The organism is Acinetobacter sp. YH12076 (genome assembly GCF_013419525.1).
Taxonomy (GTDB): Bacteria; Pseudomonadota; Gammaproteobacteria; order Pseudomonadales; family Moraxellaceae; genus Acinetobacter; species Acinetobacter amyesii.
This window is the reverse complement of the sequence record NZ_VOZY01000008.1, coordinates 102,615-126,046: the sequence shown is the minus strand read 5'-3', so window position 1 is coordinate 126,046 and position 23,432 is coordinate 102,615. Positions and strand designations below refer to the sequence as shown.

The window sequence follows — 23,432 nt, the reverse complement described above, 5'->3', positions numbered from 1 at the left end:
ACTAATTTTGACTTAAAATTAAACAATTTATTCATAAATCAAGCCGCTATAAATAATTATACGATCATCAAACTATTTTTCTTTTGCATCAGTTCAACTATCTCAGCTGATTCAAATCCAATACGCCAATATAGTAGCTGCAAAACATCCAACTCATCTTGCGTGATAATTCGATCATTCCATAAACATATTTCAGCAACCCCAAGAATGCTTAGACGCTCACGCAGCAGCAGCCCAGAAATATCATTTAGGATTTCAGCCAAATCAATTGGCTCATCAGATATATCGCGATAGAACTCTAGTTCTTCTTTCGTTAAGATTCGATTGAGGATTTTTTCACGCACTTCGAGTTGGTTATCACTGTTAATTTGTTGCACATGCAACAAGGCATCAATCAAACGCACAATACTCGGTTTTACATCTTCTAAAGACGTAGGTGTATGTGCAGGCAACAGATTTAACTCATATTTCACTGTTTCAAGTAGTAAGGCGTCGAGTAATCCAATTTCACCATCTTCTTGAATAATCTTGGCAAGCTTGGTTAAGAACTGCCGTGAAATCGTCGCAGGCATAGTGCCAATATTTTTACATGCCTCATGAAAAATGGAGATATGCACACGACCATCAAGATTCAATAAGGCATCCACAATCGCACGACTCACTTCAGCTTCAGTCGGAATAAACTCTCGATACTGACGAATCATTAAAATAGCAACCATCACCTCACGCGAACCCGTTGCTGTTTGCAAGGCACGTTGGATCAATTCAGGCCGCTGCCAATTTTCACGAATCTCGGGGTTCAACGGTTTAATTGCATCTCGTATCGCAAAACTAATCGGTGACAAGCGCAGTAAAGGTAATGGTTGTGGCGAGTTCCATGGTGTTGCAACATCTGGACTAGCTTCTTCTAGTGAACGGAATAAATAAAATAGCGGCTGGTTTCGCAGTTTTTTTAAATTTTCTAGTTGCAGGTCATGAATGAGCGCCGGATTTAATTCAAAAATACGCTGTTCAATACTTGGGTGAATATTCATCCAGTTTTGCGGACTGAGTGAGTTTGCAAAACACATATGAGAAATCGATTCCGCATATTCACTATGAATTTGCGAACCTGAATGATGCACATAAATCCTTAATAAGGTTTGAATATTGGCATCATTTTGAATCAGACGTTTGGTTTTCTGATCATTACGATAGGTTCGAGAACCCAAAGAGATATATTTAATAAAGCGGGAAATCAAAACACCTAAGCTTCCGATCAACCAAATGACCGCGCCAATCGCAACAAAAAGGGTTTCAAACTTATTGTCCCGTGCTTGTCCATTTTTATAGAAGCCACGTTTTGCAATTTTACTGCCCCACTGACTAAAGGTCGTCAACCCGCTATATAAGATTTTCAAACGGGTATTTTCCGCAGCTTCCCCCGACAAGATTTTATTAAATTCATGGCTCAGCAAACCATACATTTCCATCTCATCTAGGGTTTGTAAGGCTCCCCAAGTTAAAATGATCGATGTATCTCGAGGGCTAAAACCAGCGGTGAGCGCATTCACACCCACTTCATCAGGTAGGACATAAAGTGCGGGAGTATCGATTAAAAAGGTATCTGCCAGTTGCTCTGTCATACGCAGTGCAACACTTTCTTCAGGAATACTTTCAATCAGACTCAGACGTCGCGCACCTAACTGTTTGGCAAGTGAATAACCACCTAAACGAAAGGTGTAAAAATCATAGAGAACAGAAACCAACATAATCAGCAGCACAGCCGCCACTAAAAATGGGCTAAGGACATGCCAATAGATAGACTGTGTGGAATCATAATAATCCACAATTAAACCGACAATTACATTAATAATTGCGACGGTCAAAAACACTGCCGCCATACACATGGTGACAGGCCAAAACATATTTTTGTTTTTTATAAAATCATAACCCACACGTCTCAATGTAATACCCTTAAGCTACATTGTCTTTTGTTTGCTCATCATAAATGAAAAAAGCGGGAAATTCCCGCTTTTTCAGTATGTTTTCAGCAGATTATTCTTCGCGAACACCTGTTAAATCCACAGAAGCTGCATCAATATTAACATCGATATAAGCTGGCTTTTCATTTTTTGCAGAGTCATTACGCTTACGCTCTAATGCTGCTAAATATTCAGCATCAATACCACCTGCCACATATTTACCATCAAATACCGAGCAATCAAAGTCTTGTAACTCAGGGACTTTCTTGGTGCGTACTGCAGATTTCAGATCTTCCAAGTCTTGGAAAATTAGGCGATCAGCACCAATAATTTCACGAATTTCTTCAACGCTACGTTCAGACGCAATCAGTTCAGATTTGGCTGGCATGTCAATACCGTACACGTTTGGATATTTCACCATCGGTGCAGCAGATGCAAAGAATACTTTTTTCGCACCCGCATCACGCGCCATTTGAATGATTTCATTACAAGTCGTACCACGTACAATCGAGTCATCGACCAAAAGTACGTTTTTGCCTTGGAACTCTAGCTCTACAGGGTTAAGCTTTTGACGCACAGATTTCTTACGAAGTTGCTGACCCGGCATAATGAAGGTACGACCGATATAACGGTTCTTCATGAAGCCTTCACGGAATTTCACACCTAAAGTATTTGCAAGCTCTAGCGCTGAAGTACGTGAAGTATCAGGAATTGGGATCACGACATCGATATCGTGCTCATCACCCCATTCACGTAGAATTTTCTGAGCAAGTTTTTCGCCCATTTTCAAACGTGCTTTGTAAACTGAAATACCGTCAATGGTTGCGTCTGGACGCGCAAAATATACGTATTCAAAGATACAAGGACGATATTCAGGGGCTACTGCACACTGCTTGGTCGACATCACGCCATCAGCAGTAATATAAATTGCTTCACCCGGTGCAATATCACGCTCAACCTTAAAGCCGAGCGCTGTAATTGCGACAGATTCAGACGCAATGATATATTCCATACCATTTTCAGTCTCACGCGAACCGTAGATCAATGGGCGAATACCATTTGGATCACGGAAACCCACAAGGCCCTGACCGGTGATCATAGCAACAACCGCATAACCACCTTTGCAACGTTCATGCACACGTGAAACCACGTGGAATACATCTTCAGCGCTTGGTGTAAGTTTTGCGCGTTTTTGCAATTCGTGAGCAAATACGTTTAATAATACTTCTGAGTCTGAATCGGTGTTCATATGACGTAAGTCAGTCTTGAACAAGTCATCATGAATTTCAGCAGCATTAGTTAAGTTACCATTATGTGCAAGCGTGATGCCATAAGGTGAGTTTACATAGAATGGCTGAGCTTCAGCACTGCTTGAAGAACCAGCAGTTGGGTAACGAACATGGCCAATACCATAATTACCCTGTAATGCACGCATATGACGTGTGTGGAACACATCACGCACCATACCCGTATCTTTACGCAGGAATAAACGACCATCCTGACAAGTTACGATCCCGGCTGCATCCTGTCCACGATGTTGTAACATCGTTAACGCATCAAACAACATTTGGTTAACAGGTGATTTACCAGCTATACCAACTACTCCACACATAGCAACCTCGCAGACAAGCTAGGGTTAATAAAAAGGATTATTTGTTGACTCACCCGATCCAGAACGTCCGTGCTTGTTCTGCGACTCAGATGGTAGGTCTGAAGATTTCTGAGCATCTTCAGACTGAATATGATGAAGTGCTTGATTTGCAGCATCTTTGGACAATTCGGTTGCCCAAGGCGCATATGGCAATAATGACTGAACCATTTTAGATTGTTTCCAATGTGGTGAACTTTCTACCCAAGGACCTAGTCCCTGCATAGTGATCAGCACCACCAACAATCCTTTCAAGCTTCCGAAAACACCACCTGCCAGTCGATTTAGAGGACCAAGCTTTAATGTTTTCAAAATACTGTTCAATAACCATGTTGCGACCCAAGTCATGACTACAATCAACAATACAATAAATGCGAACGCGGCAATCTTCTGTACCACTGGATCTGTACTTAAAGATGTCATCGAAGGTGCAAGGACGGTTGCATACTTTGCCGCAATGACAAGTGCAAGAATCCATCCAATGAAGTTCGCAAAGGCTTTTACAAATCCTTGACGCAAACCGTTAAGCCCTCCAATGAGCAAAATAATCAGTATAAAGATATCAATGGTATTCATGATATTTACAATGCGTCTACGCAGTCTTTTACAAGTGTCGGACCTGTATATATGAGGCCACTATACACTTGTACAAGGCTTGCTCCTGCTTTTTGTTTCGCAACAGCATCCGCGCCCGACAAAATACCACCTACACCGATCAATGGAATTTGACCGTTTAATACTTTAGCAAAAGCCGCCAAACATGCCGTACTTTTTTCAAAGACTGGTGCACCGGATAGACCACCAGCTTCATCACCAAATGGAAGGCCTTCAACACCTTCACGTGACAAAGTCGTATTGGTGACAATCAGACCATCAATTTTAAATTTTAACAATTGTTGTGCAATAAAATTAATGTCTTCAGGTTCTAGATCTGGTGCAACTTTAAGTACTAAGGGTACATAATGTTGATTTTCATCCGCCAACTCGAGTTGACGTTTCTTGAGTGTCTCTAACAGTTCAGTCAAAGCATCACCGCTTTGTAAGCTGCGAAGATTTTTTGTGTTAGGAGATGAAATATTAACCGTAATATAAGAAGCGTAGTTATAAACTTTTTCTAGACAAATCAGATAATCGTCAACTGCTTTTTCAACAGGTGTGACTGCATTTTTACCGATATTGATCCCAAGTACACCCTTAAATTTTGCAGCTTTGACATTTTCGATCAGCTGATCCACACCATCGTTGTTAAAACCCATACGGTTAATAATGGCTTTTGCTTTCGGTAAACGAAATAAACGAGGTTCAGGGTTACCTGATTGTGGAAGTGGTGTAATTGTACCAATTTCAATAAAGCCGAAGCCCTGGCTCGCCAGCGCATCGATATAAGCACCGTTTTTATCAAGACCGGCTGCTAAACCAACAGGATTAGGAAATTCGATTCCCATACATGTTACTGGTTTAGACGCCACGTTTTGACGCATCATTCCCATCTTGTGAGAAGATTTCAACAGCGATAATGTCAGCTCATGTGCACGCTCTGGTGCTAAAGTAAACAACAAAGGGCGGGCTAGAGAATACAACATATCTATAAAAGTCTACTGCTTTTTAAGTCGGCATATTATAGGCACAGCACAGATAAAACACCATGCTTAGCAGATCTTTATTTTTACCGATTATTGTACACTCGCTGTTAATTTAACCTGTCCTGCTTCAGAACTTAATTCCATCTTTTCAATACTTAAGCCCATTTGAACCAATTGAGTCAAAAAATTGGCCAGAATTGCATAATTTTCATGCATCACTGCAATCTGTATTTGCTCACCGACTTGTTGAGATGCCACGGATAAACCCTGTAGTTGCGATACACGCTGAACTTTTTCCAACGCGCTCAGTTGTGTATCACCTGCTGGTTTCATCGTGACGGCATTACTTTGCATCCAAACAACAGTATCCTTGAGTTCATTCACGCGCTTTTGTTGAAAATTTGCAGCTTTGTTCATATAAAACAGTGCCGAACCAATCGCTGCCACTACAACAAAAATCGTGGTAAAAATTACCATGACTCGTTCACGTGTTGACAGTTGGTCTAAATAATCAGTGATGCGCTCAATTTGCCCATCTATACGTTGCTGTAGGTTTTCCATTTTTATCATTATTGTATTTTCACCAATCCAATCGCGCCGTTGGCACTTGGTTGAATATTCCCTAATTCTACTTTAAAACCTTGTTGTTTTAATTGATTAGTTAGGGTTTGTAGTACTTCTGCCGAATTAGCTTTTAGCTCCATATTTAACATCGAGGCTTCATAGCTGACACGATTTGCAGAAATTTGGTTTTGCATTAAAACTGGCCCGACACGGCTCAGTAAAGACAAAGCCAGTGCATTGCCCGTTTGACTCTGACGCAATTGTGATTCGAACTGGCTTTTCAGCGTTTGTTCGGTCACAGGATAGCTTTGACCAAACCAATATTTAAACTGATCAATCGCTTGTGCCGCAGTGATGTTGGCCACTTTTTTGTATTGATACCAGCGAACTGCATCATAACTAAACTGAGTAATTAGAGCCGCAATCAAAACAGCTGCACATGCTTTCCAATAGCCACTCACACCCGTATTGGCTTTGGCTTTCGGCAAAACATTCAGTGGATGTTGTTTCGGTTTTTTTATATTGGGTAATTCATAATGAAAAGATTCAATGTGATCATGCGTTACGGCAGCTTCAAGACTATGCGTCTGATCTGAACTTAAATTTGAAATCTTATAGTTCGGCTGACCAATTTGATAATCTAAATACAAAGCCAAATCATCAACAGACTGACCGACATATTCACTATTTCGAACCAATAAATGACCGCTGACATTTGCCAAAACATGTTGCCCTGCTTCTGGACTTGGCAAGACCAAAAAGTCAGGTAATAACGAAATGACTTTTACAGGAATTAGCGTCAAAGCATGCTGCATCGTTTCAAGTGTACTATGCGCAATCCCCATGACCGTTAATTCATCCGGACTTTGAAAATGATGCAATACTTTCATTGCATCTAAAGGCAAAATGACATATTCCTCAAGTAAATATTTTACGCCGTCTGGGCCAAGTTTTTTATATTGGTTTTTTGGAAAATTTTGCTGAATGATTTGTACATCACGACTTGGAAAGAAAACAACCGCTTCCTTTCCCGCATGTGGCTGAATTTCCTGAATCAATTGTTCAAGTGTCGATGACTGCTTCCAGAAATCCCCTTCTGACCATTGCCAAACCCCATTGGCTTCGGGCATCCATAAATACAACATTAATTTTTCTGCCGTTTTAATTGGTTTTTATGTTGATGGTATAAACATTTTAATTTGTGTTGATAACCCTGGAGCAATGACCGCTTGTTCATAAATGCGCGCTTCTGCCAAAGCATAGGGATTAAAATATTCTGAGACCAAAACACTGGCCATATGTGCCACAACGTTCATATGGCATACCACTACAATAGACTCATACGGTAAATGTGACAACCATTCCACTGCAACTTTGGCATCATCTTCCGGTTTGATGGCATTACAAATAACCACAGGCACATGTGGAAAATGTTTTTGCAAAGATGAAAGTGTTTGCTGCGCCCGCAGTAGCGGACTCACCACAAAAACGTCTGGTTGAATTATATCTTTCAAATATGCTGCAGTTTCTGCCGCTTGAGTTTGTCCGCGCGCTGTTAAAGGACGCTTTTCATCATTCCCCATTACTGGCGGAGCAGCTTCGCCATGCCTAACCAATGTCAGTTGCATAAAATTTCCTTATTCTATTCCGCACATTATATACAGCCAGTATGACAAAGCTATGTGTATTGCATATTAATCAGCAAACTTAAACTTGCTGATGTGGCAAGACAAATTCAACATCACTGCGATGGCCATTTTTCATCAGTGACAATGCAATATTCAGTGCCGGTGCACCTTCAAAAATCACTTCGTACAAGGCACTGGTAATTGGCATATACACACCGAGCTCTTCAGAGCGTGCGCGTACTTGCACAATGGTATTAATCCCTTCCGCAGTTTGTCCCAGTTCTTTGGTGGCTTGTTCTAAGCTTTTACCACTACCGAGTGCAAAGCCGACTTGGTAATTGCGGCTGAGTGGACTACTACAAGTTGCAAATAAGTCACCGACACCAGATAAACCTAGGAATGTTAATGGGTTTGCGCCTAATTTCACTGCAAAGCGGCTCATTTCTGCCAAAGCACGTGTCAAAATCATACTCTTGGTATTTTCACCGACACCATAAGCCGCAGCTAGACCCATCGCGACTGCATAGATATTTTTCAGAGCACCGCCCAATTCCACGCCATGCACATCATCACTTGCAAATACACGAAACAAAGCACTGTGTAGCGCTTGTTGAACTGCATAACGAACCAGTTCAGATTGGCTTGCAATCACAGTCCCTGCAGGTTGTCCAGCAACAATTTCCTTCGCCAAGTTTGGCCCTGAAAGCACACCATAAGGGACTTCAGGAAGTTCTTCACGAATAATATCGCTCATAAAGCTAAAGGTATTGGCTTCAATACCTTTGGTTAAAGACACCACTGCTTGTGAGGTTATAAAAGGCTTGATCTGCTGTAAAACACTACGGAAAGAATGGCTCGGAATGGCTACCAAAATAATGTCACGATTACGTACTGCTTTTTCTAAATCTGAAACAGCAAGCAAACTTGCTTCTAATTGAAAATCTGGCAAGTAACGTTTATTAATATGTGTTGCATTAATGTCCGCAGCTACCGCCTCATCACGAATCCATATCATGGTGTCACAGCCATTACGTACTGCAGTATTGGCCATCGCAGTACCAAAACTCCCACCACCCAACACCGTAACACGTAGTGCAGTTTTTTGGTCAACTGACACAGGGCTAACAAGACTTGCAAAATCAAGTTCTGACATTGTTCTTTTATCCTAATTTCTTTACTGATCGAACTTCATCAATCGATCTATTTTTCACTTTTATTGCTTTGCTTTATGCCAATGGCTTACAAAGTCAGCAGACTGTATTTCAGCACGAGGTGGAATTGCTTTCACAGCTGTACCGATATAAATAATGCCTGAAATCAAATCGTTTTCCGTTAAGCCTAAGGCTTGTTTAAACAATTTAGATTCAACCACCGCCCCACTACGCCACATGGTTGAAAAGCCCTGTGCTTGTAAAGAGAGCAAAAAGTTTTGTACTGCTGCGCCTGAACTTAAAATTTGTTCGAAATGCGGAACTTTGGGATGATCTTGTAATTGAGTTAAAGCCAAAACCAATAGTGGCGCACGAAATGGATGGTGTTTCACACGTTCCAACTGCGCTTCTTCTGTTTGTCCAGTATCGGCTAAAGCATGTGAAAGCAACTCACCAAATGCTTCACGTTCAGTTTCAGGAATAATCACGAAACGCGTAGGCTTAAGACGATGATGATCTGGCGCCGTTAAAGCGGCTTGAAACGCATTTTCCAATTGCTCAGCATTCGGCGCAGGTTCAATTAAATGACCAATCGACTGACGCTGATGAATATTTTGATGAACTGTATCAACTGCTGATTTTAGAATTGACATCTATACACTGTACTTTAAAACGTTTGCTCAAGATTAGCATATTCTCAATAACTTACTCTAGAATGTTTACATCTGACTCGGTGCTTATTTGTTAAGTCAGCTTTATTCACAGATTTACTATAAAAAAACCGCATAACTTGTACAGCAGTTCCCTGTTCTATAAAAAATTTTATGTTCAAATAAATCAAATTATTTCTAACTCGGGGCACCGCATGAAAAAATTCAACAAAACTGTTGCCATTGTTAGCACGCTAAGCGCAACTGTGTTTTTAGCTGCATGTACATCTACACCAACAAAATCCTTAGCGATTCAAAAACCAAATAATCAATATGAAGTGACTGCCGTAGGTAAAACCAGTTTAGCGGCAAAAAATAATGCAATTGCAGCTGCAAATAGTACCTGTGGTAAAAATGCGACCCCTGTCGTCGTGGATGAAAAGCAAGAATACAACGGTGTGTTAAAAGGCGTGGTCGATGAAAAGACAGGTCAAATGATTCAGGCGGCGGCTGGCGTACTTGGCACCATTACTGGAAATAGCGGTAGCATCAGCAAAGATGATGATTACCAAAACGTACTAACCTTTAGTTGCCGTGCAAACTAAAACGCTAGTCTGTGATTTTGTTTTGTCATTAACTCAAAATGAAATAGTCGACATGAAATAAAAAAGCCTGCAAATCTGCAGGCTTTTTAGAAGCAAAATTAGCAATAACCGTCTAAACGGGTTAAAGGTAATTTTTGACCAATGGCTTTTTCAATTTCAGGCAGTGAAAAAGCATCATCTTCAGACAAGAAACTAATACTCACACCACGAGTACCTGCACGACCTGTACGACCGATACGGTGTACATAATCATCAGACTGTTCAGGAAGTGTGAAGTTCACTACATGAGAAACACCATCGACATGGATGCCACGACCCGCAACGTCTGTTGCAATCATGATATTATGTTGACCATTTTTGAACTGATCAAGCATTTTCAAACGTTTATCTTGAGCGATTTCACCTGACAACATCACCACTTTATAACCATCTTTTTTGAGGTGATCATAAAGTTTACGCACTTGATCACGACGGTTGGCAAAGATCATGACCTTTTCAATTGGTTCATCACGTAAGATGTCTTCCAATAATTTATATTTATCAGACTTCGCCACCATGTAGACACGTTGCTCTACATCTGCATTAGTTTTTTTCTCAGGTTCAATTTCAACAGTTACTGGTTCAAACAACCATTGCTGTGCCAAATTTAAAACGTCATAACTAAATGTTGCAGAGAACATCAAAGTTTGTCGTTGTTCTTTACGTGGTGAAAAGCGCACGATACGTTTTACAGAAGGGATAAAGCCCATATCTAATAAACGGTCAGCTTCATCAATCACTAAAAATTCTATTTGATCGAGCCAAACTTCTTTTTGTTCAACAAAGTCAATTAAGCGACCCGGTGTCGCCACCATAATGTCGACAAAATTACGATTTAATAGATTTTTTTGCTTATCAAAATCTACCCCACCGAGCAAAGTCATGACATTGAGATCAGTGTATTTCACTAATTCTTTTGCATCACTTTCAATTTGCAAAGCAAGTTCGCGCGTTGGTGCAAGAATCAATGCACGCGGTTCACCACGATAACGCTGTTCCTTAATTGGATTATTCAACAAGTCATTGATCACACTGACCAAGAAAGCCGCAGTCTTACCAGTACCAGTTTGAGCACGACCAATAGCGTCATGTCCAGCCAATGTAAATTTTAAAACCTTTTGCTGAATAGGCGTCATATCCTTAAAACCTAAAGCATCAATGGCTTTTTTAAGGTTCGGATGTAAATTTAAGGTTTCAAAACCTGATGACATATAGATGTGCCCTAATTGAATAATCACAAAATTGCTGAAGCATTATAAACAAAAAACGCCCCAATTTACATTGGAGCGTTTTTGAGTACATTCAGACGATTAGTCTAAAGGTTGTACTTCTTCAGCTTGGAAGCCTTTTTGACCTTTAACAACGCTGAATTCTACGCGTTGACCGTCACGAAGTGAACGGTGGCCTTCGCCCATAATTGCGCGGAAATGAACGAATACGTCGTCGCCGCCGTTACGTTGAATAAAGCCAAAGCCTTTAGTGTCGTTGAACCATTTAACAACGCCTTGTTCACGAGCTGTCATAAGTTAATCCTTATCGTATTTAAAAAAGAAGGACCACCCGGTGTTGCAAACAGCAGACCAAACAAGGTTAAAAAAAATATTTTTATTTCTAAGCTTGTAATCATTCTGTAAAACTATCAACAAAATCCCGGTTACATCCAAATATATCAAGAGTTAAGAGGCTTCACAGCCAACAAAAATCTTAACAACGCAACGAGCTTAACACGGGTTTACCGCAATTAATAGATTTTTTTGATCTATTTTCCTTTTGAATATTCTTATTTTTTCACATCGTTTGAGTTATAAATCACAAAGGATTTTTACCTATTTTAGGTTGGGATTTGGCACTGTATTTGCTAATATTTCCATTGAAATGTAAACATGTTGGATCTGCTTCGTGAATGACAGCCAAAATTCGCTTTTAACTGTAGATGCAATGGGTAAACCCTGCCCGATGCCACTATTGATGCTCAAAAAAGCTTTAAAGAAAAGTCCAGACCAATCTTTATTGTTAAAGTCATCCGATCCGCACAGCCAACAAGATGTATCACGATACTGTCAAATACATCAGTTAAACTGTGAAATGCGCAAAATTTCCGATTCTGAGTTTCATTACTTGATTGAATCTTAAAAAGATTCAGTTAAACTAAATTGCTTCATAATTGAATAAAAGTTTACATTTCTATACCCAATTTTCCATAATTTACGGAAATATTGGATTAAGATGAATCTTAGTTATTGGGCTTACCCATTTTAATTCTCAAGGAGAAAACATGAGTGACAGCAGCAATCAATTGATGCCCCTGTCATTATCGGCACCTGGGGTGAATCTTGGTGCTTATATTAGTACTGTTAATCAGATTCCAATTTTATCGGCCGAACAAGAAAAAGAGCTGGCTGAGCGTTATTATTATGACCAAGATTTAGACGCAGCTAAAATGCTAGTGATGTCGCATCTTCGTTTTGTTGTGCATATCGCACGTAGCTATGCAGGCTACGGTTTGCCACAAGGTGACCTGATTCAAGAAGGTAACTTGGGCTTAATGAAAGCGGTAAAACGTTTTGACCCAAACATGGGCGTACGTCTCGTATCTTTTGCTGTACATTGGATTAAAGCAGAAATTCATGAATATGTGATTCGTAACTGGCGTATTGTCAAAATTGCGACCACTAAAGCGCAGCGTAAATTATTCTTTAATTTACGTAGCTTAAAAAAGTCCTCTAAAAAATTATCTTTGGCTGAAGCACAGTCGATTGCCAATGACTTAAATGTAACACCTGAACAAGTCTTGGAAATGGAAGGCCGTTTAACTGCTTATGATGCTGCCTTTGAAGCTCAAGGTGATGACGACGATGAAGGTTCGACCCATGTCGCTCCTGCCCTTTATCTCGAAGATAACCGTTACGACCCTGCGCGTTTAGCGGAAGATGAAGATTACGAAGAACAAAGCACTTCAGCTTTACATGAAGCCATGGATCAGTTGGATGACCGTTCGCGTAACATCTTACAACGTCGCTGGTTAGATGACGAAAAGTCGACGCTGCATGAATTGGCGGCGGAATATAATGTATCTGCTGAACGTATTCGTCAGTTGGAAAAAAATGCGATGGAAAAAATTAAAGTCGCAATGTCCTCAAACTAAGTTGAAGGCTTTTCCAGTCATTCTTAAAAAGAGCACTTCGATGCTCTTTTTTATGTCTGAATAGTATTGAATGACAAGCTACAACACAAAAACTTTGGGCATTTTTGCTTTAACCCTGCGTGCTAAATATGCTATGGTTATGCGCAAATTTTGTTAAGGTGAATGCACATGTGGATTGCCATTTCCGCACTTAACTTAGCTTTTGCTGTAATGCTTGGTGCCTTTGGTGCACACGGATTAAAAGCTCGCGCGACTGAAGCCCAATTGGCTTGGTGGCAAACTGCAACGGACTATTTCTTTTATCATGCACTGGGCTTACTTGCCCTCGCGATCTTATCCAAAGTCATTCCCCAACTTCCAATAAAAGCCAGTTTCCTACTTATACAAATTGGTATTTTCTTCTTCTGTGGTTCTTTATATGTGATGGCTCTAGGTTTACCACGCGGTCTCGGTGCAATTACCCCGATTGGTGGAGCGCTGATGATTGCTGGATGGCTCATATTGGCATGGAATGCGTTTAAATACGCAAAATAATCAACAGCAGATATTGGTCTTACTCAACAGGTAAGGCAGCAAGAACGGAATCCGCAAATGCAAATCTATTTAAACGGCGAAGCTACACAAACCGAATGTGTCAACCTCTTGCAATTGGTTCAACAATTACAACTGGAAGGCAAACGCTTCGCTGTTGAAAAAAATGAAATGATCATCTCGAAAAGTAAATTGGAACAAACCCCAATTACTGAGCAAGATCATATTGAAATTATTCATGCCGTAGGTGGCGGCTAAAATGGAGCTCCCATGGAAGATACACCCCTAATCATTGGTTCACGTACATTTAATTCACGACTTTTAGTTGGTACAGGTAAGTACAAGGACTTAACGGAAACTGACCAGGCCATTCAAGCCAGTGGTGCTGAAATTGTGACCGTTGCCATTCGCCGTGTGAATATTGGTCAACATCCAGACCAGCCAAACTTGCTTTCAGTGGTTCCACCTGAGAAATATACGATTTTGCCAAATACAGCAGGTTGTTTCGATGCGAACAGTGCGGTCCGTACTTGCATGTTGGCGCGTGAACTCTTAGATGGTCACAATTTGGTTAAACTTGAGGTTTTAGGCGATGAGAAAACCCTATATCCAAATATTACCGAGACTTTAAAAGCTGCACGTACATTGATTGACGATGGCTTTGAAATCATGGTTTATACCTCAGATGACCCGATTGTGGCACAAGAACTGGAAAGCATGGGCTGTGTAGCGATTATGCCTTTAGGTAGTCTCATTGGCTCAGGTTTAGGCATTCTCAACCCACATACTATTTCGATCATTAAAGACAATGCCAAAGTGCCTGTCTTGGTCGATGCGGGTGTAGGTACAGCAAGTGATGCAGCGATAGCGATGGAATTGGGCTGTGATGGCGTATTAATGAATACAGCCATTGCAGCAGCTCAAAACCCTGTTCTAATGGCTTCAGCGATGAAAAAAGCAGTTGAAGCCGGTCGTGAAGCATTCCTAGCAGGACGTATGCCGCGTAAACGCATGGCAAATGCCAGTTCACCTGAAACCGGCTACTTCTTTAAATAAGAACTCATTCACGGTATAAAAGAGGACTCTATTGAGTCCTTTTTTTGATTTTGAAAACCTGATAACAATGAAAATATCCCATATATTTTGTACTTTGAGTCTTTGTGTCGCATCTAGTTGGCTGTCTGCCCAAGTGCCCAGCACAGCCAAATCACTCGCGCCTCAAGGTTGGGACATTTTGATGGCTACGACTGGCGACCTAAACAAAGATCAAATGCCAGATATTGCGATGATCGTGGAAAAACAAAAAGTCGATGTGGTGACCTATGATGACGATGGCAAAGTCGTTCATAACCATCCACGACAACTCATCGTATTTTTTAAAACCGCAAAGGGATATCAACGTATCGTAGAAAACAACAGTATCCCAGTCGCTCAGCAACCGAATTCATGCTTACTTGATCCACTTGCTGAAGCAGAAGACATCCAAATCAGTAAAGGCAATTTACTCGTTCATTTTAGTTATTTTATGGCTTGTGGTGGCTGGGAATGGCCCCGACATAGTTATACCTTCCGTTGGCAAAATCAACGCTTTGACCTGATTGGTTTTGACTACAGTAGCTTTCACCGAGCTTCTGGTGAAGAAACATCGAAAAGCTATAATTTTTCGACCTTAAAACGTAAGGAAATTGTAGGCGGCAATATGTTTGAAGATGCCAAAACTCATACCAAATGGTCAAGCTTCAAAGCACCACAACAGCTGACGCTTAAAAATATTAACTTTGATGATTTCTATACACAGTTCGAGTACTAAGTTGAACCTGAGCAATAAAAAACCGCCAATTTCGGCGGTATTTTATTATTCAATTTGAATACACAACTTAAGGAATCAATCCTTCATCACGCATCGCAATTTGAACTGATTGACGCTCTGCAACTTTGTTACGTAATGCAATGATATTTTTATATGGCGTTAAATCATGTCCGATGCCATTTGACCAATTTGTCAGTACAAAGAGATAGGCATCTGCTGGGCCAAAGTTATCATCGACCAAATAGTCGTTATCCGATTCATCAATCGCTTTATCGATATATGTCAATAAACGATCAATTTCTGCATAAGCTTTTTCTTTAGCGTCTGCATCTAGTGGTGCACCAAAGAATACGGCATAAGCATCATGTAATTCTGAGTTCAAATAGCCAAGCCATTCTAAAACTTTGGCACGACCTAAACCTGATGGCGGAATTAAGTCTTGTTTTGGATCATGCTGTGCAAGGAACGGTAAAATGGCCACATTCTCGGTCAAGATCAAACCTGGGTTAATTTCTAATGCAGGTACATAACCTTTTGGGTTGATCTCGTAATAATCTACCCCTTTTTCTGTTTTATGGTTTTTTAGGTCAACACGGACCAAATCAAAATCGACATTAATTTCATTTAAAATTATATGTGATGCTAATGAACATGCACCTGGAGAATAATAAAGCTTCATATCTGATCCTTGTTATGTACTATTCAATGTTTTAAATCTCTTCTGTCAAACTTTCAAGTGATCAAACCTGTAAATTGCAAAAAAGCGTAAATGCTGAAACATATATACTCATTGACTATTATCCATATTTAAGAAGATTTCAAGTCACTGTGTTATGCATTTTTATACTCAGTTGTTTTAACATAGCCGCGTTTAAGATTTGATGAAAAGTTACCGTGTTACAACTTAAAAAAGAACAATGGTTTTCCAATATTCGTACTGATGTACTCGCTGGCTTGGTGGTTGGACTTGCGTTGATTCCAGAATCCATCGCCTTTTCAGCCATCGCTGGGGTTGACCCTCAGGTTGGTTTGTACGCTTCGTTTTGTATTGCCGTCACCATTGCCTTTTTTGGTGGTCGTACAGCAATGATTTCAGCTGCTACGGGTGCGATGGCCTTACTTATGATCACGTTGGTCAAAGATCATGGTTTGCAATACCTTTTGGTTGCCACGATTTTAACTGGTGTGATTCAGTTCATTGCTGGCTATTTTAAAGTCGCAAAACTTATGCGCTTCGTCTCGCAGTCAGTGGTGTATGGTTTTTTAAATGCACTCGCGATTTTGATTTTTTTCGCACAGCTACCTGAAATGTCAAAGATGGATAGTTTGGGCTATGTCTTTATGCTTTTAGGGCTTGCAATTATTTATCTGTTTCCATATCTACCTAAAATTGGCAAAGCCATTCCATCACCGCTGATTTGCATTATTGTCCTCAGTGGTTTGGCATTATTTTTAGGTGCTGACCTGCGTACTGTGAGTGATTTGGGTAAGTTTCCAGAGACTTTACCTATTTTCTTGATTCCTGAAATTCCTTTTAATCTTGAAACCCTCACGATTATTTTTCCCTATTCCATTACCCTAGCAACAGTTGGCCTATTAGAAACCATGATGACCACGACAGTGATCAATGAAGTCACTGGAACTGAAGGTGATCGTCATCAGGAATGTCGTGGTCAAGGGATTGCCAATATAGTCAGTGGCTTTATGGGCGGCATGGCTGGATGTGCCATGATTGGGCAGTCGATTATTAATGTTAGTTCTGGCGGGCGAACTCGCCTTTCCACTTTGGTTGCAGGTGTATTTTTGTTGTGTTTGGTGGTGTTCTTAAAAGAATGGTTGGCTTATGTCCCAATGGCGGCCTTAGTCGCGATTATGGTCATGGTGTCATTCACTACTTTCCAGTGGAATTCCGTCAAGCAATTTTCAAAGCATCCAATGTCTTTTAATGTCGTGATGATTGCTGTGGTGATCGTGGTGCTTGCAACACATAACTTGGCGCTTGGCGTATTGGTTGGTGTGCTCCTCTCTGCGTTGTTTATTATCAATCAACTGGAAAGTTCGGTAAAAGTCACATCAGAACTTAAAGACAAAGTCCGTAGTTACACGGTCTATGGGCAAATTTTCTTTAGTAGCTCTGAGAGTTTTTATCAATTTTTTGATTTTCAGGAGAGGGTTAGTCATGTTCGAATTGATCTGAGTCATGCACATATTTGGGATATTACTTCCGTTAATATTTTGAAGAATGTCGTGCAAAAATTTGAATCAAGACAGATTCAAGTAGAGGTTTTTGGCTTAAATGAAGCAAGTAGCACTTTACTCGACCGTGTCAGTGACTAATGGATTTTTGAAATATTCACTTTGAATCCAATCAATTTTCAATAAAGTGTGACCTATTGAAACCCTATTCAGGATGTATATAGCAAAGGGTTTCAATAATCAAAGTCTCATTTGTAATGACATTACATAAAATACTAAGGCTATAAAAAAGAGAAAAATTCACCATTCATTCGATTTAACTGTATAATTCATCTCATAAAATTATAACTATCAAGAATAAAACAAAGATTTGATGTGACTTTCTATTTATTTTTTTAAATTGTGGATACACAAAATTGGGGGAATTTTGATGGTATGGTTTTGGTCACGACACTGCATTCAAGCAAATCAGCTGCTGGTCTTAGCGAGTCTATTTTGCCTGCTATGTTGTATTGCTATACCCACTTTTGCCAATTCCACCCCTCAGATCTCAAGCAGTCATTGTCCTGTTGAAATTACCCATATTGCCACAGCTAAAAGCGCTGTCGAGCAAGAGCGCCCACGTACAGGTTGGCAAAATCTGCAAAAGCTTCCAGACACATGGAATAAACGTTGGCCGGACTATCATGGTATCGCTTGGTACAAAATCCAATTTAAGTTGAACTGTAATTTCCATCAGTTAAATCAACCCATCGCTATCGCTATACAAGGCATCACCCAAAGTGGACGGGTTTACATCAACGATGCCCTACTTTGGCAAGATTATATTTCAACAGAACATTTTTCACGAAGCCAACATCAACCTAGACTATTGAACTTGCCTAGCTCGAGTTTAAAGCAAGGTGTAAATACCATTTGGGTGCAAGTGTATGGTTCAGTGACCCAAAAATCAGGACTCAGTTCAGTTCAAATTGGAGAATACCCGCAAGTCTATGACACCTTTAAAATTTGGTTACTCGAACAACGACAATTAGTCGAACTCAATACGATGATTAATTTCGTCGTGGCTGTGTTCTTTTTTTTAGCATGGCTCGCCAATCGTAATGAAAGAGCTTACTTATGGTTAACCATCACAGGCATGGCTTGGGTATTTTATAGCCTGTGTATTATTTTTAATGGGCCAATTGCATTTCTAACCACCGTTCAAGTCGACCGCCTACAAAATATAATTTTCTGCTTTTATACGGTTTTTGGCTGTATTGGTGCATGGTATTTTGCAAACCACCCATTCCCGAAAATTCAGAAAATGTTATTAAGCCTAGCCACCATCGCCGCGCTCTGTATAGGTTTTGCGCCAGAGGCTTATTTAAAGACCGTCATCCAAATTTGTTTTAGCTTCTTTGTTTTTGTCTTTGTGGCCAAATGTATTAGCTACCCCTATTTAGCGTATAAAGCCAAAATGGCTGAAACCTATTTGCTTGCAACGCTTTATCTGATTTATTTACCGATTGCGGTACATGATGCTCACTTTATGATGACCATGGAAGGTCATGCCCTCTCGCCCTATACCGGGCCAGTGACCACCCTCATCTTGGGCGGCGTACTGGCTTTACGTTTAGCCCGACACACCCGTCAAATTGAGCGCTTTAATAAGACCTTAACTGAAAATGTACAACGTGCAGAACTGAAACTCGCCACTTCACTTGGTCAACAACATCAACTCGCACTTGAAAATGCACGACTTCAAGAACGAATTCATTTATCTCATGACTTACATGATGGTTTAGGCGGATCAATTGTCCGTTCAATTTTACTGTTAGAACAAAATGACAAAATTGAAAAACCACAAATCATGTCGATGCTTAAACTGTTCCGAAATGATTTAAGACAAGTCATCGATTCAGGTTCGAGTATAGGAACGAAAGTTCCCGACACCCCGATCGAATGGGCGGCACCGATTCGCCATCGCTTTGTACAGCTCTTTGAGGAATTAGACATAAGCTCGAGCTGGAAAATTGCTGCCGAATGGATTCACTCACCTTCTGCGACCCAATGTCTCAATTTGACACGTGTCGCAGAAGAAACCCTCACCAATATTTTAAAACACAGTCAAGCAAGCAAAATTCATTTCAGTTTGTGCCAAATAGAAACTCAGTTGGTATTACGTATTGAAGATAACGGTATAGGCTTCAACCCTAACAATGTTGAACAAGGTCTACATGTTGGTCTACATAGTATGCAAACACGAATCCATCGTATCGGCGGTGAATTTATAATACAATCACAGCCGGGTTCTACCGTTCTTGAGGCCATTTTGCCATTTAAATCTGATGGTACTGATAGTGAAGATCTTGATGAAAAAACAGCCTAGATTAATGTTAATTCATGACTTTTGAGCTAAGTAATTCACTGTACATGGCAAATGCGAAGCACGGCTCCAATCGGTAAGATTGAGCAAAAAGCGGATTTATTCACGGTAAAAATTTGACTTGTGTATCTCAGGACTTAAAATACGGCATTCGAATTTTTTACATTTGCCAAAGTTATGTCGAACGATCAATTAGACCAGCACGCAGTAGATCTGGATAACCTGAACGAACACCGTGAAATCGTGACGTTTATGCGCCGCTCTGCGCCACTTAATACTTCGCAACGTACTGCGCTGGAACAATATGGTCATCTAATTTTGGAATATCCTGTTGGGGATTTGCGTCAGCATTTTGAACACCCTGAACGTCCATTAACTGTTGAGATCGGTTTTGGTATGGGGCGTTCTTTGGTACTAATGGCAAAAGCAAACCCTGAACGTAACTTTGTCGGTATTGAAGTACATGTTCCGGGTATCGCTCAATGTGTGTATGAAGCCGGTCTTGCAGGTTTAACTAACCTTCGAGTATTGGATGCTGATGCCATCCAAGTGCTACGTGAAATGCCAGACAACAGTATTAACACTGTGCAATTATACTTCCCAGATCCATGGCAGAAGAAACGTCATTTCAAACGTCGTTTTGTATCTCATGACCGTATGCCATTGGTTGAAGAAAAATTAGAAATCGGCGGTACATTCCATTCAGCAACTGACTGGGAACCGTATGCTGAATGGATGATCGAAGTGCTTGAAGAACGTCCACGTCTTGAAAACCTTGCAGGTAAAGGCAATAGCTACCCTCGTCCAGACTGGCGTCCGCAAACTAAGTTTGAACGTCGCGGAATTGAAGCAGGCCATAAAATTAATGACTTCATCTTCAAAAAAGTAAACTAACTTTGGAATAAAGCAAAAAACCACCGTTAGCGGTGGTTTTTTATTGCTGTTTTTGATCTAAGATTTATCTGTGTTGTATCAAATCATATAAAACGAATAACCACTAAGCTACTTGCGCTTGGAGCTGACTTTGTCGAATCATATCCACGGCTTTTTCAGCAATCATCACTGTCGGCGCGTTGGTATTGCCATTCACCACAGAAGGCATGATAGATGCATCGACGACACGAAGGTTTTGAATCCCGTAGACTTTCAATTCAGGGTCAACCACAGACATTTCATCTACGCCCATCTTACAACTACCGACAGGGTGATAAACCGTATCCACACGCTGACGTAAGATTGCACGTATGTCATCATCGGTTTTGACCAGTGAGGTAAACAAATCTTGCTGATAATGGTTCGATAGAGACGGTGACATCATCAATTGTTGCGTCAATTTAAAGCCTTGTACCAAATCTTCTAAATCCTGTTCATCCCCTAAAAAGTTTGGATCAATCAATAATGGATCATTGACACTAGAACCACTTAGTTTGATCGTGCCGCGGCTTCTTGGATTGAGCAGACACACATGACACGATAAACCATGGCTTGCATGAAATTTCCGTGCATGGTCATCTACTAACGCCACGACAAAGTGTAATTGCAAATTTGGAATGGCTAAATCGGGTGAAGACTTTAGAAAACCACCGCATTCTGCAAAATTTGAAGCAATCATACCCCGCCGTTTCTTACGATAGCGACTGATCTGCTTGAACATATCAATTGAGCCGGGTAAGGACACCCCAAATGTGCCCTGGTATTCTTTGACTTTATAACCAAAAATGAAATCGGGATGGTCGTGGAAGTTCTTTCCTACACCCGGTAAATGGTGTTTCACTTCAATGCCATGCGCTTGGAGTTCGCTCTGGTCGCCTACTCCAGACAACATTAAAATCTGCGGTGACTGCATCTCTCCGGCACTGAGTAAAACCTCCCGTCTGGCTTTTAAGTGTTTCATTTGCCCTGCATGTTGGACTTCAACACCTGTGGCCACTTTATCTTCTATAATGATTTTATGTGTTGTGGCTTTGGTCAATACCGTTAAATTTGGTCGGTTTAAATGCGGAAACAAATAAGCACGCGCCACACTACAACGCTCTCCATTGATATGTGTTACCTGATAAACCCCTAAGCCTTCTTGTTCTGCGCCATTAAAATCATCGAGAAATTTATGGCCTTGTGCACGAGCCGCTTCGGTATAGCGTTGATGGAAAATATTATCGCTTTGCACATCTGTCACGGAAAGAGGGCCGTCATTACCGTGAAATTCATTGTGTATTCGGTTGTTATTTTCCGAGCGAATAAAATAGGGCAAGACCTCGTCGTATGACCAGCCAGTATTTCCCTGTGCCGCCCATTGATCATAGTCATTTTTATGTCCACGAATATAAATCATGGCATTAATACTGGATGAACCGCCTAGGCATTTTCCACGCGGTTGATAGCCTTTACGACCATTCAAGCCAGCTTGAGGCACAGTTTCAAAGGCCCAATTATTGATCTTGGTCGGCAAGCTCACCACGCATGCAGCTGGAATATTGACCGTCCACTGATCACCTTGCCCGCCTACTTCTAGTAAGCACACAGATATATTCGGATCTTCGCTGAGTCGTGCAGCAAGTACGCACCCCGCACTTCCACCACCAATCACAATGTAATCAAATTCCATTTTTGACATTATTTTCATCCAATTGATTATTTTTATAAATGCACAATAATGGATTTAACGCTGACAGAAAAAGTTTCTTTCTTAAAATAATGAGCGCCATACCGAGCAAGAAAAATGAGACTATTGATCAAAATTTTGATGCAAGTTTCACTCATGCAACGTAGTAACTATATCGGTGAAAATGATCGATAAACTTAATACACTCAAACTTGGTCTTTATTCTTTTAATCCATAGCCTTTTTAAATGCACTGTAAGCTGCATAGCTAAAGATTTGACTGAAACAATAAATTTGATCAAAGCCTATTTCCGTCAGTAAGCTTTGATAGTGCTGCTGGCTAATCAGTTCAAAATCATCTTCTAAACGCTGCATCATTTTTGTCGCTTGCGCAGCAGATAAACCTTGCATTTGGCAAAATTCAGGCAGGACACGCTGCTCAAAATTCGAATGAGTTTGCATCAAGTCAAAACTTAAAAAAATGCCCTGCGGTTTAAGCAGTTCAAATGCTTTTGCTAAAAAATTCGTTTTCTCTGACAACGCAATGAAATGTGTCACCAAGATATTCAGCACCGCATCAAAACAACTTACTTCCTCAAAAGCAGTATGACTGCCCAAAACAAAATTGACGCGATGCAACTGTCCAGCGGCTTCAACGCGTTGCCGTGTTTGATTCAGCATATTTTCAGACAATTCTGTAACGGTAAATGACCATGTTGGATTCAAGTCCATGAGATAACCCAATTCATAGCCCGTCCCACATCCAATGATCAGTACATGGGCATCTTCAGCGACATGGCAATTCAACACCGCCTGAATCTGTTGATGGACAAGTTCATAGCCGGGAATTAATTTTCGTATATGTGCATCATAACTTTCGACCACTTGCGGACTATTAAAATCTTTTGCCATGTAAAATCCTGTTTGACATGTATGTCTAAGCTAATAA

Annotated in this window: 24 protein-coding genes; 10 read left to right on the top strand and 14 right to left on the bottom strand. The window is 40.6% G+C overall.

Annotated elements, in window-relative coordinates; genetic code table 11:
* Positions 1-56: 56 nt before the first annotated feature.
* The 9 genes from FTU22_RS09845 to FTU22_RS09805 form a co-directional block, all read right to left on the bottom strand.
* Positions 57-1,946 (bottom strand): M48 family metalloprotease, encoded by a 1,890-nt coding sequence (locus FTU22_RS09845; protein ID WP_180007308.1) that lies wholly within the window; start codon positions 1,944-1,946, stop codon positions 57-59.
* Between the two features lie 91 nt (positions 1,947-2,037).
* A complete protein-coding gene (gene purF, locus FTU22_RS09840) occupies positions 2,038-3,576 on the bottom strand; it encodes an amidophosphoribosyltransferase (protein ID WP_078193623.1) in 1,539 nt (512 codons plus the stop codon).
* A gap of 24 nt (positions 3,577-3,600) precedes the next feature.
* The gene (locus tag FTU22_RS09835; RefSeq protein ID WP_078188866.1) at positions 3,601-4,188 is read right to left on the bottom strand and encodes a CvpA family protein; all 588 of its coding nucleotides are present in this window, start codon (positions 4,186-4,188) and stop codon (positions 3,601-3,603) included.
* Positions 4,189-4,193: 5 nt separating this feature from the next.
* Positions 4,194-5,195, bottom strand: coding sequence for a quinone-dependent dihydroorotate dehydrogenase (locus FTU22_RS09830; RefSeq protein ID WP_078188867.1), 1,002 nt, complete (start codon positions 5,193-5,195; stop codon positions 4,194-4,196).
* 90 nt (positions 5,196-5,285) lie between these two features.
* Positions 5,286-5,765: a type II secretion system protein GspM gene (gspM, locus tag FTU22_RS09825; RefSeq protein ID WP_180094216.1), complete on the bottom strand. Its 480-nt coding sequence runs from the start codon at positions 5,763-5,765 to the stop codon at positions 5,286-5,288.
* Entirely contained in the window at positions 5,765-6,904 is a 1,140-nt protein-coding gene (gspL, locus tag FTU22_RS09820) for a type II secretion system protein GspL (protein ID WP_180094215.1), read from the bottom strand. Before gspL ends, gspM begins: the two co-directional genes overlap by 1 nt.
* Before the next feature lie 27 nt (positions 6,905-6,931).
* The gene (locus FTU22_RS09815) at positions 6,932-7,387 is read right to left on the bottom strand and encodes a histidine phosphatase family protein (protein WP_180094213.1); all 456 of its coding nucleotides are present in this window, start codon (positions 7,385-7,387) and stop codon (positions 6,932-6,934) included.
* Between the two features lie 79 nt (positions 7,388-7,466).
* On the bottom strand, positions 7,467-8,540 hold the full coding sequence (locus FTU22_RS09810) for an NAD(P)H-dependent glycerol-3-phosphate dehydrogenase (protein ID WP_180094212.1): 1,074 nt from the start codon (positions 8,538-8,540) through the stop codon (positions 7,467-7,469).
* Between the two features lie 60 nt (positions 8,541-8,600).
* Positions 8,601-9,191 carry a nitroreductase family protein gene (locus FTU22_RS09805; RefSeq protein WP_218955020.1) on the bottom strand — a complete coding sequence of 197 codons (591 nt, stop codon included), beginning with the start codon at positions 9,189-9,191 and terminating at the stop codon, positions 8,601-8,603.
* A 212-nt stretch (positions 9,192-9,403) separates the two neighbouring features.
* Between FTU22_RS09805 and FTU22_RS09800 the strand changes: the two genes are divergently transcribed.
* Positions 9,404-9,793 (top strand): hypothetical protein, encoded by a 390-nt coding sequence (locus tag FTU22_RS09800; protein WP_180094211.1) that lies wholly within the window; start codon positions 9,404-9,406, stop codon positions 9,791-9,793.
* Between the two features lie 98 nt (positions 9,794-9,891).
* Here FTU22_RS09800 and rhlB read toward each other — a convergent pair whose 3' ends face one another.
* The gene (gene rhlB, locus FTU22_RS09795; RefSeq protein ID WP_180003018.1) at positions 9,892-11,043 is read right to left on the bottom strand and encodes an ATP-dependent RNA helicase RhlB; all 1,152 of its coding nucleotides are present in this window, start codon (positions 11,041-11,043) and stop codon (positions 9,892-9,894) included.
* A gap of 99 nt (positions 11,044-11,142) precedes the next feature.
* On the bottom strand, positions 11,143-11,355 hold the full coding sequence (locus FTU22_RS09790; RefSeq protein ID WP_005014923.1) for a cold-shock protein: 213 nt from the start codon (positions 11,353-11,355) through the stop codon (positions 11,143-11,145).
* Between the two features lie 415 nt (positions 11,356-11,770).
* Here FTU22_RS09790 and FTU22_RS09785 point away from each other — a divergent pair, with 415 nt between their 5' ends.
* The 6 genes from FTU22_RS09785 to FTU22_RS09760 all read left to right on the top strand — a co-directional run bounded on the left by FTU22_RS09785 (position 11,771) and on the right by FTU22_RS09760 (position 15,318).
* Positions 11,771-11,965 carry a sulfurtransferase TusA family protein gene (locus FTU22_RS09785; RefSeq protein WP_078189214.1) on the top strand — a complete coding sequence of 65 codons (195 nt, stop codon included), beginning with the start codon at positions 11,771-11,773 and terminating at the stop codon, positions 11,963-11,965.
* Positions 11,966-12,107: 142 nt separating this feature from the next.
* Entirely contained in the window at positions 12,108-12,977 is an 870-nt protein-coding gene (rpoH, locus tag FTU22_RS09780; RefSeq protein ID WP_180034717.1) for an RNA polymerase sigma factor RpoH, read from the top strand.
* A gap of 168 nt (positions 12,978-13,145) precedes the next feature.
* A complete protein-coding gene (locus tag FTU22_RS09775) occupies positions 13,146-13,511 on the top strand; it encodes a DUF423 domain-containing protein (RefSeq protein ID WP_078188880.1) in 366 nt (121 codons plus the stop codon).
* Between the two features lie 57 nt (positions 13,512-13,568).
* Positions 13,569-13,766, top strand: coding sequence for a sulfur carrier protein ThiS (gene thiS / locus FTU22_RS09770; protein WP_180007313.1), 198 nt, complete (start codon positions 13,569-13,571; stop codon positions 13,764-13,766).
* A gap of 12 nt (positions 13,767-13,778) precedes the next feature.
* A complete protein-coding gene (locus FTU22_RS09765; protein WP_111885685.1) occupies positions 13,779-14,564 on the top strand; it encodes a thiazole synthase in 786 nt (261 codons plus the stop codon).
* Positions 14,565-14,745: 181 nt separating this feature from the next.
* Positions 14,746-15,318, top strand: a complete 573-nt coding sequence (locus FTU22_RS09760; protein WP_180094210.1) for a hypothetical protein — start codon at positions 14,746-14,748, stop codon at positions 15,316-15,318.
* 67 nt (positions 15,319-15,385) lie between these two features.
* Here the strand turns inward: FTU22_RS09760 and FTU22_RS09755 are convergent, their stop codons facing one another.
* Complete coding sequence (locus tag FTU22_RS09755) at positions 15,386-15,997, bottom strand: glutathione binding-like protein (protein ID WP_180023888.1); 612 nt, start codon at positions 15,995-15,997, stop codon at positions 15,386-15,388.
* A gap of 215 nt (positions 15,998-16,212) precedes the next feature.
* Here FTU22_RS09755 and FTU22_RS09750 point away from each other — a divergent pair, with 215 nt between their 5' ends.
* From FTU22_RS09750 to trmB, 3 genes are all read left to right on the top strand, one after another.
* Entirely contained in the window at positions 16,213-17,655 is a 1,443-nt protein-coding gene (locus tag FTU22_RS09750; RefSeq protein ID WP_180094209.1) for a SulP family inorganic anion transporter, read from the top strand.
* A 289-nt stretch (positions 17,656-17,944) separates the two neighbouring features.
* On the top strand, positions 17,945-19,885 hold the full coding sequence (locus FTU22_RS09745) for a sensor histidine kinase (RefSeq protein ID WP_180094208.1): 1,941 nt from the start codon (positions 17,945-17,947) through the stop codon (positions 19,883-19,885).
* A gap of 174 nt (positions 19,886-20,059) precedes the next feature.
* Complete coding sequence (gene trmB / locus FTU22_RS09740; protein ID WP_078188891.1) at positions 20,060-20,776, top strand: tRNA (guanosine(46)-N7)-methyltransferase TrmB; 717 nt, start codon at positions 20,060-20,062, stop codon at positions 20,774-20,776.
* Positions 20,777-20,879: 103 nt separating this feature from the next.
* Here the strand turns inward: trmB and FTU22_RS09735 are convergent, their stop codons facing one another.
* Positions 20,880-22,496, bottom strand: a complete 1,617-nt coding sequence (locus FTU22_RS09735; RefSeq protein WP_180094207.1) for a GMC family oxidoreductase — start codon at positions 22,494-22,496, stop codon at positions 20,880-20,882.
* 215 nt (positions 22,497-22,711) lie between these two features.
* Positions 22,712-23,395: a class I SAM-dependent methyltransferase gene (locus tag FTU22_RS09730; RefSeq protein ID WP_180094206.1), complete on the bottom strand. Its 684-nt coding sequence runs from the start codon at positions 23,393-23,395 to the stop codon at positions 22,712-22,714.
* Positions 23,396-23,432: the final 37 nt, after the last annotated feature.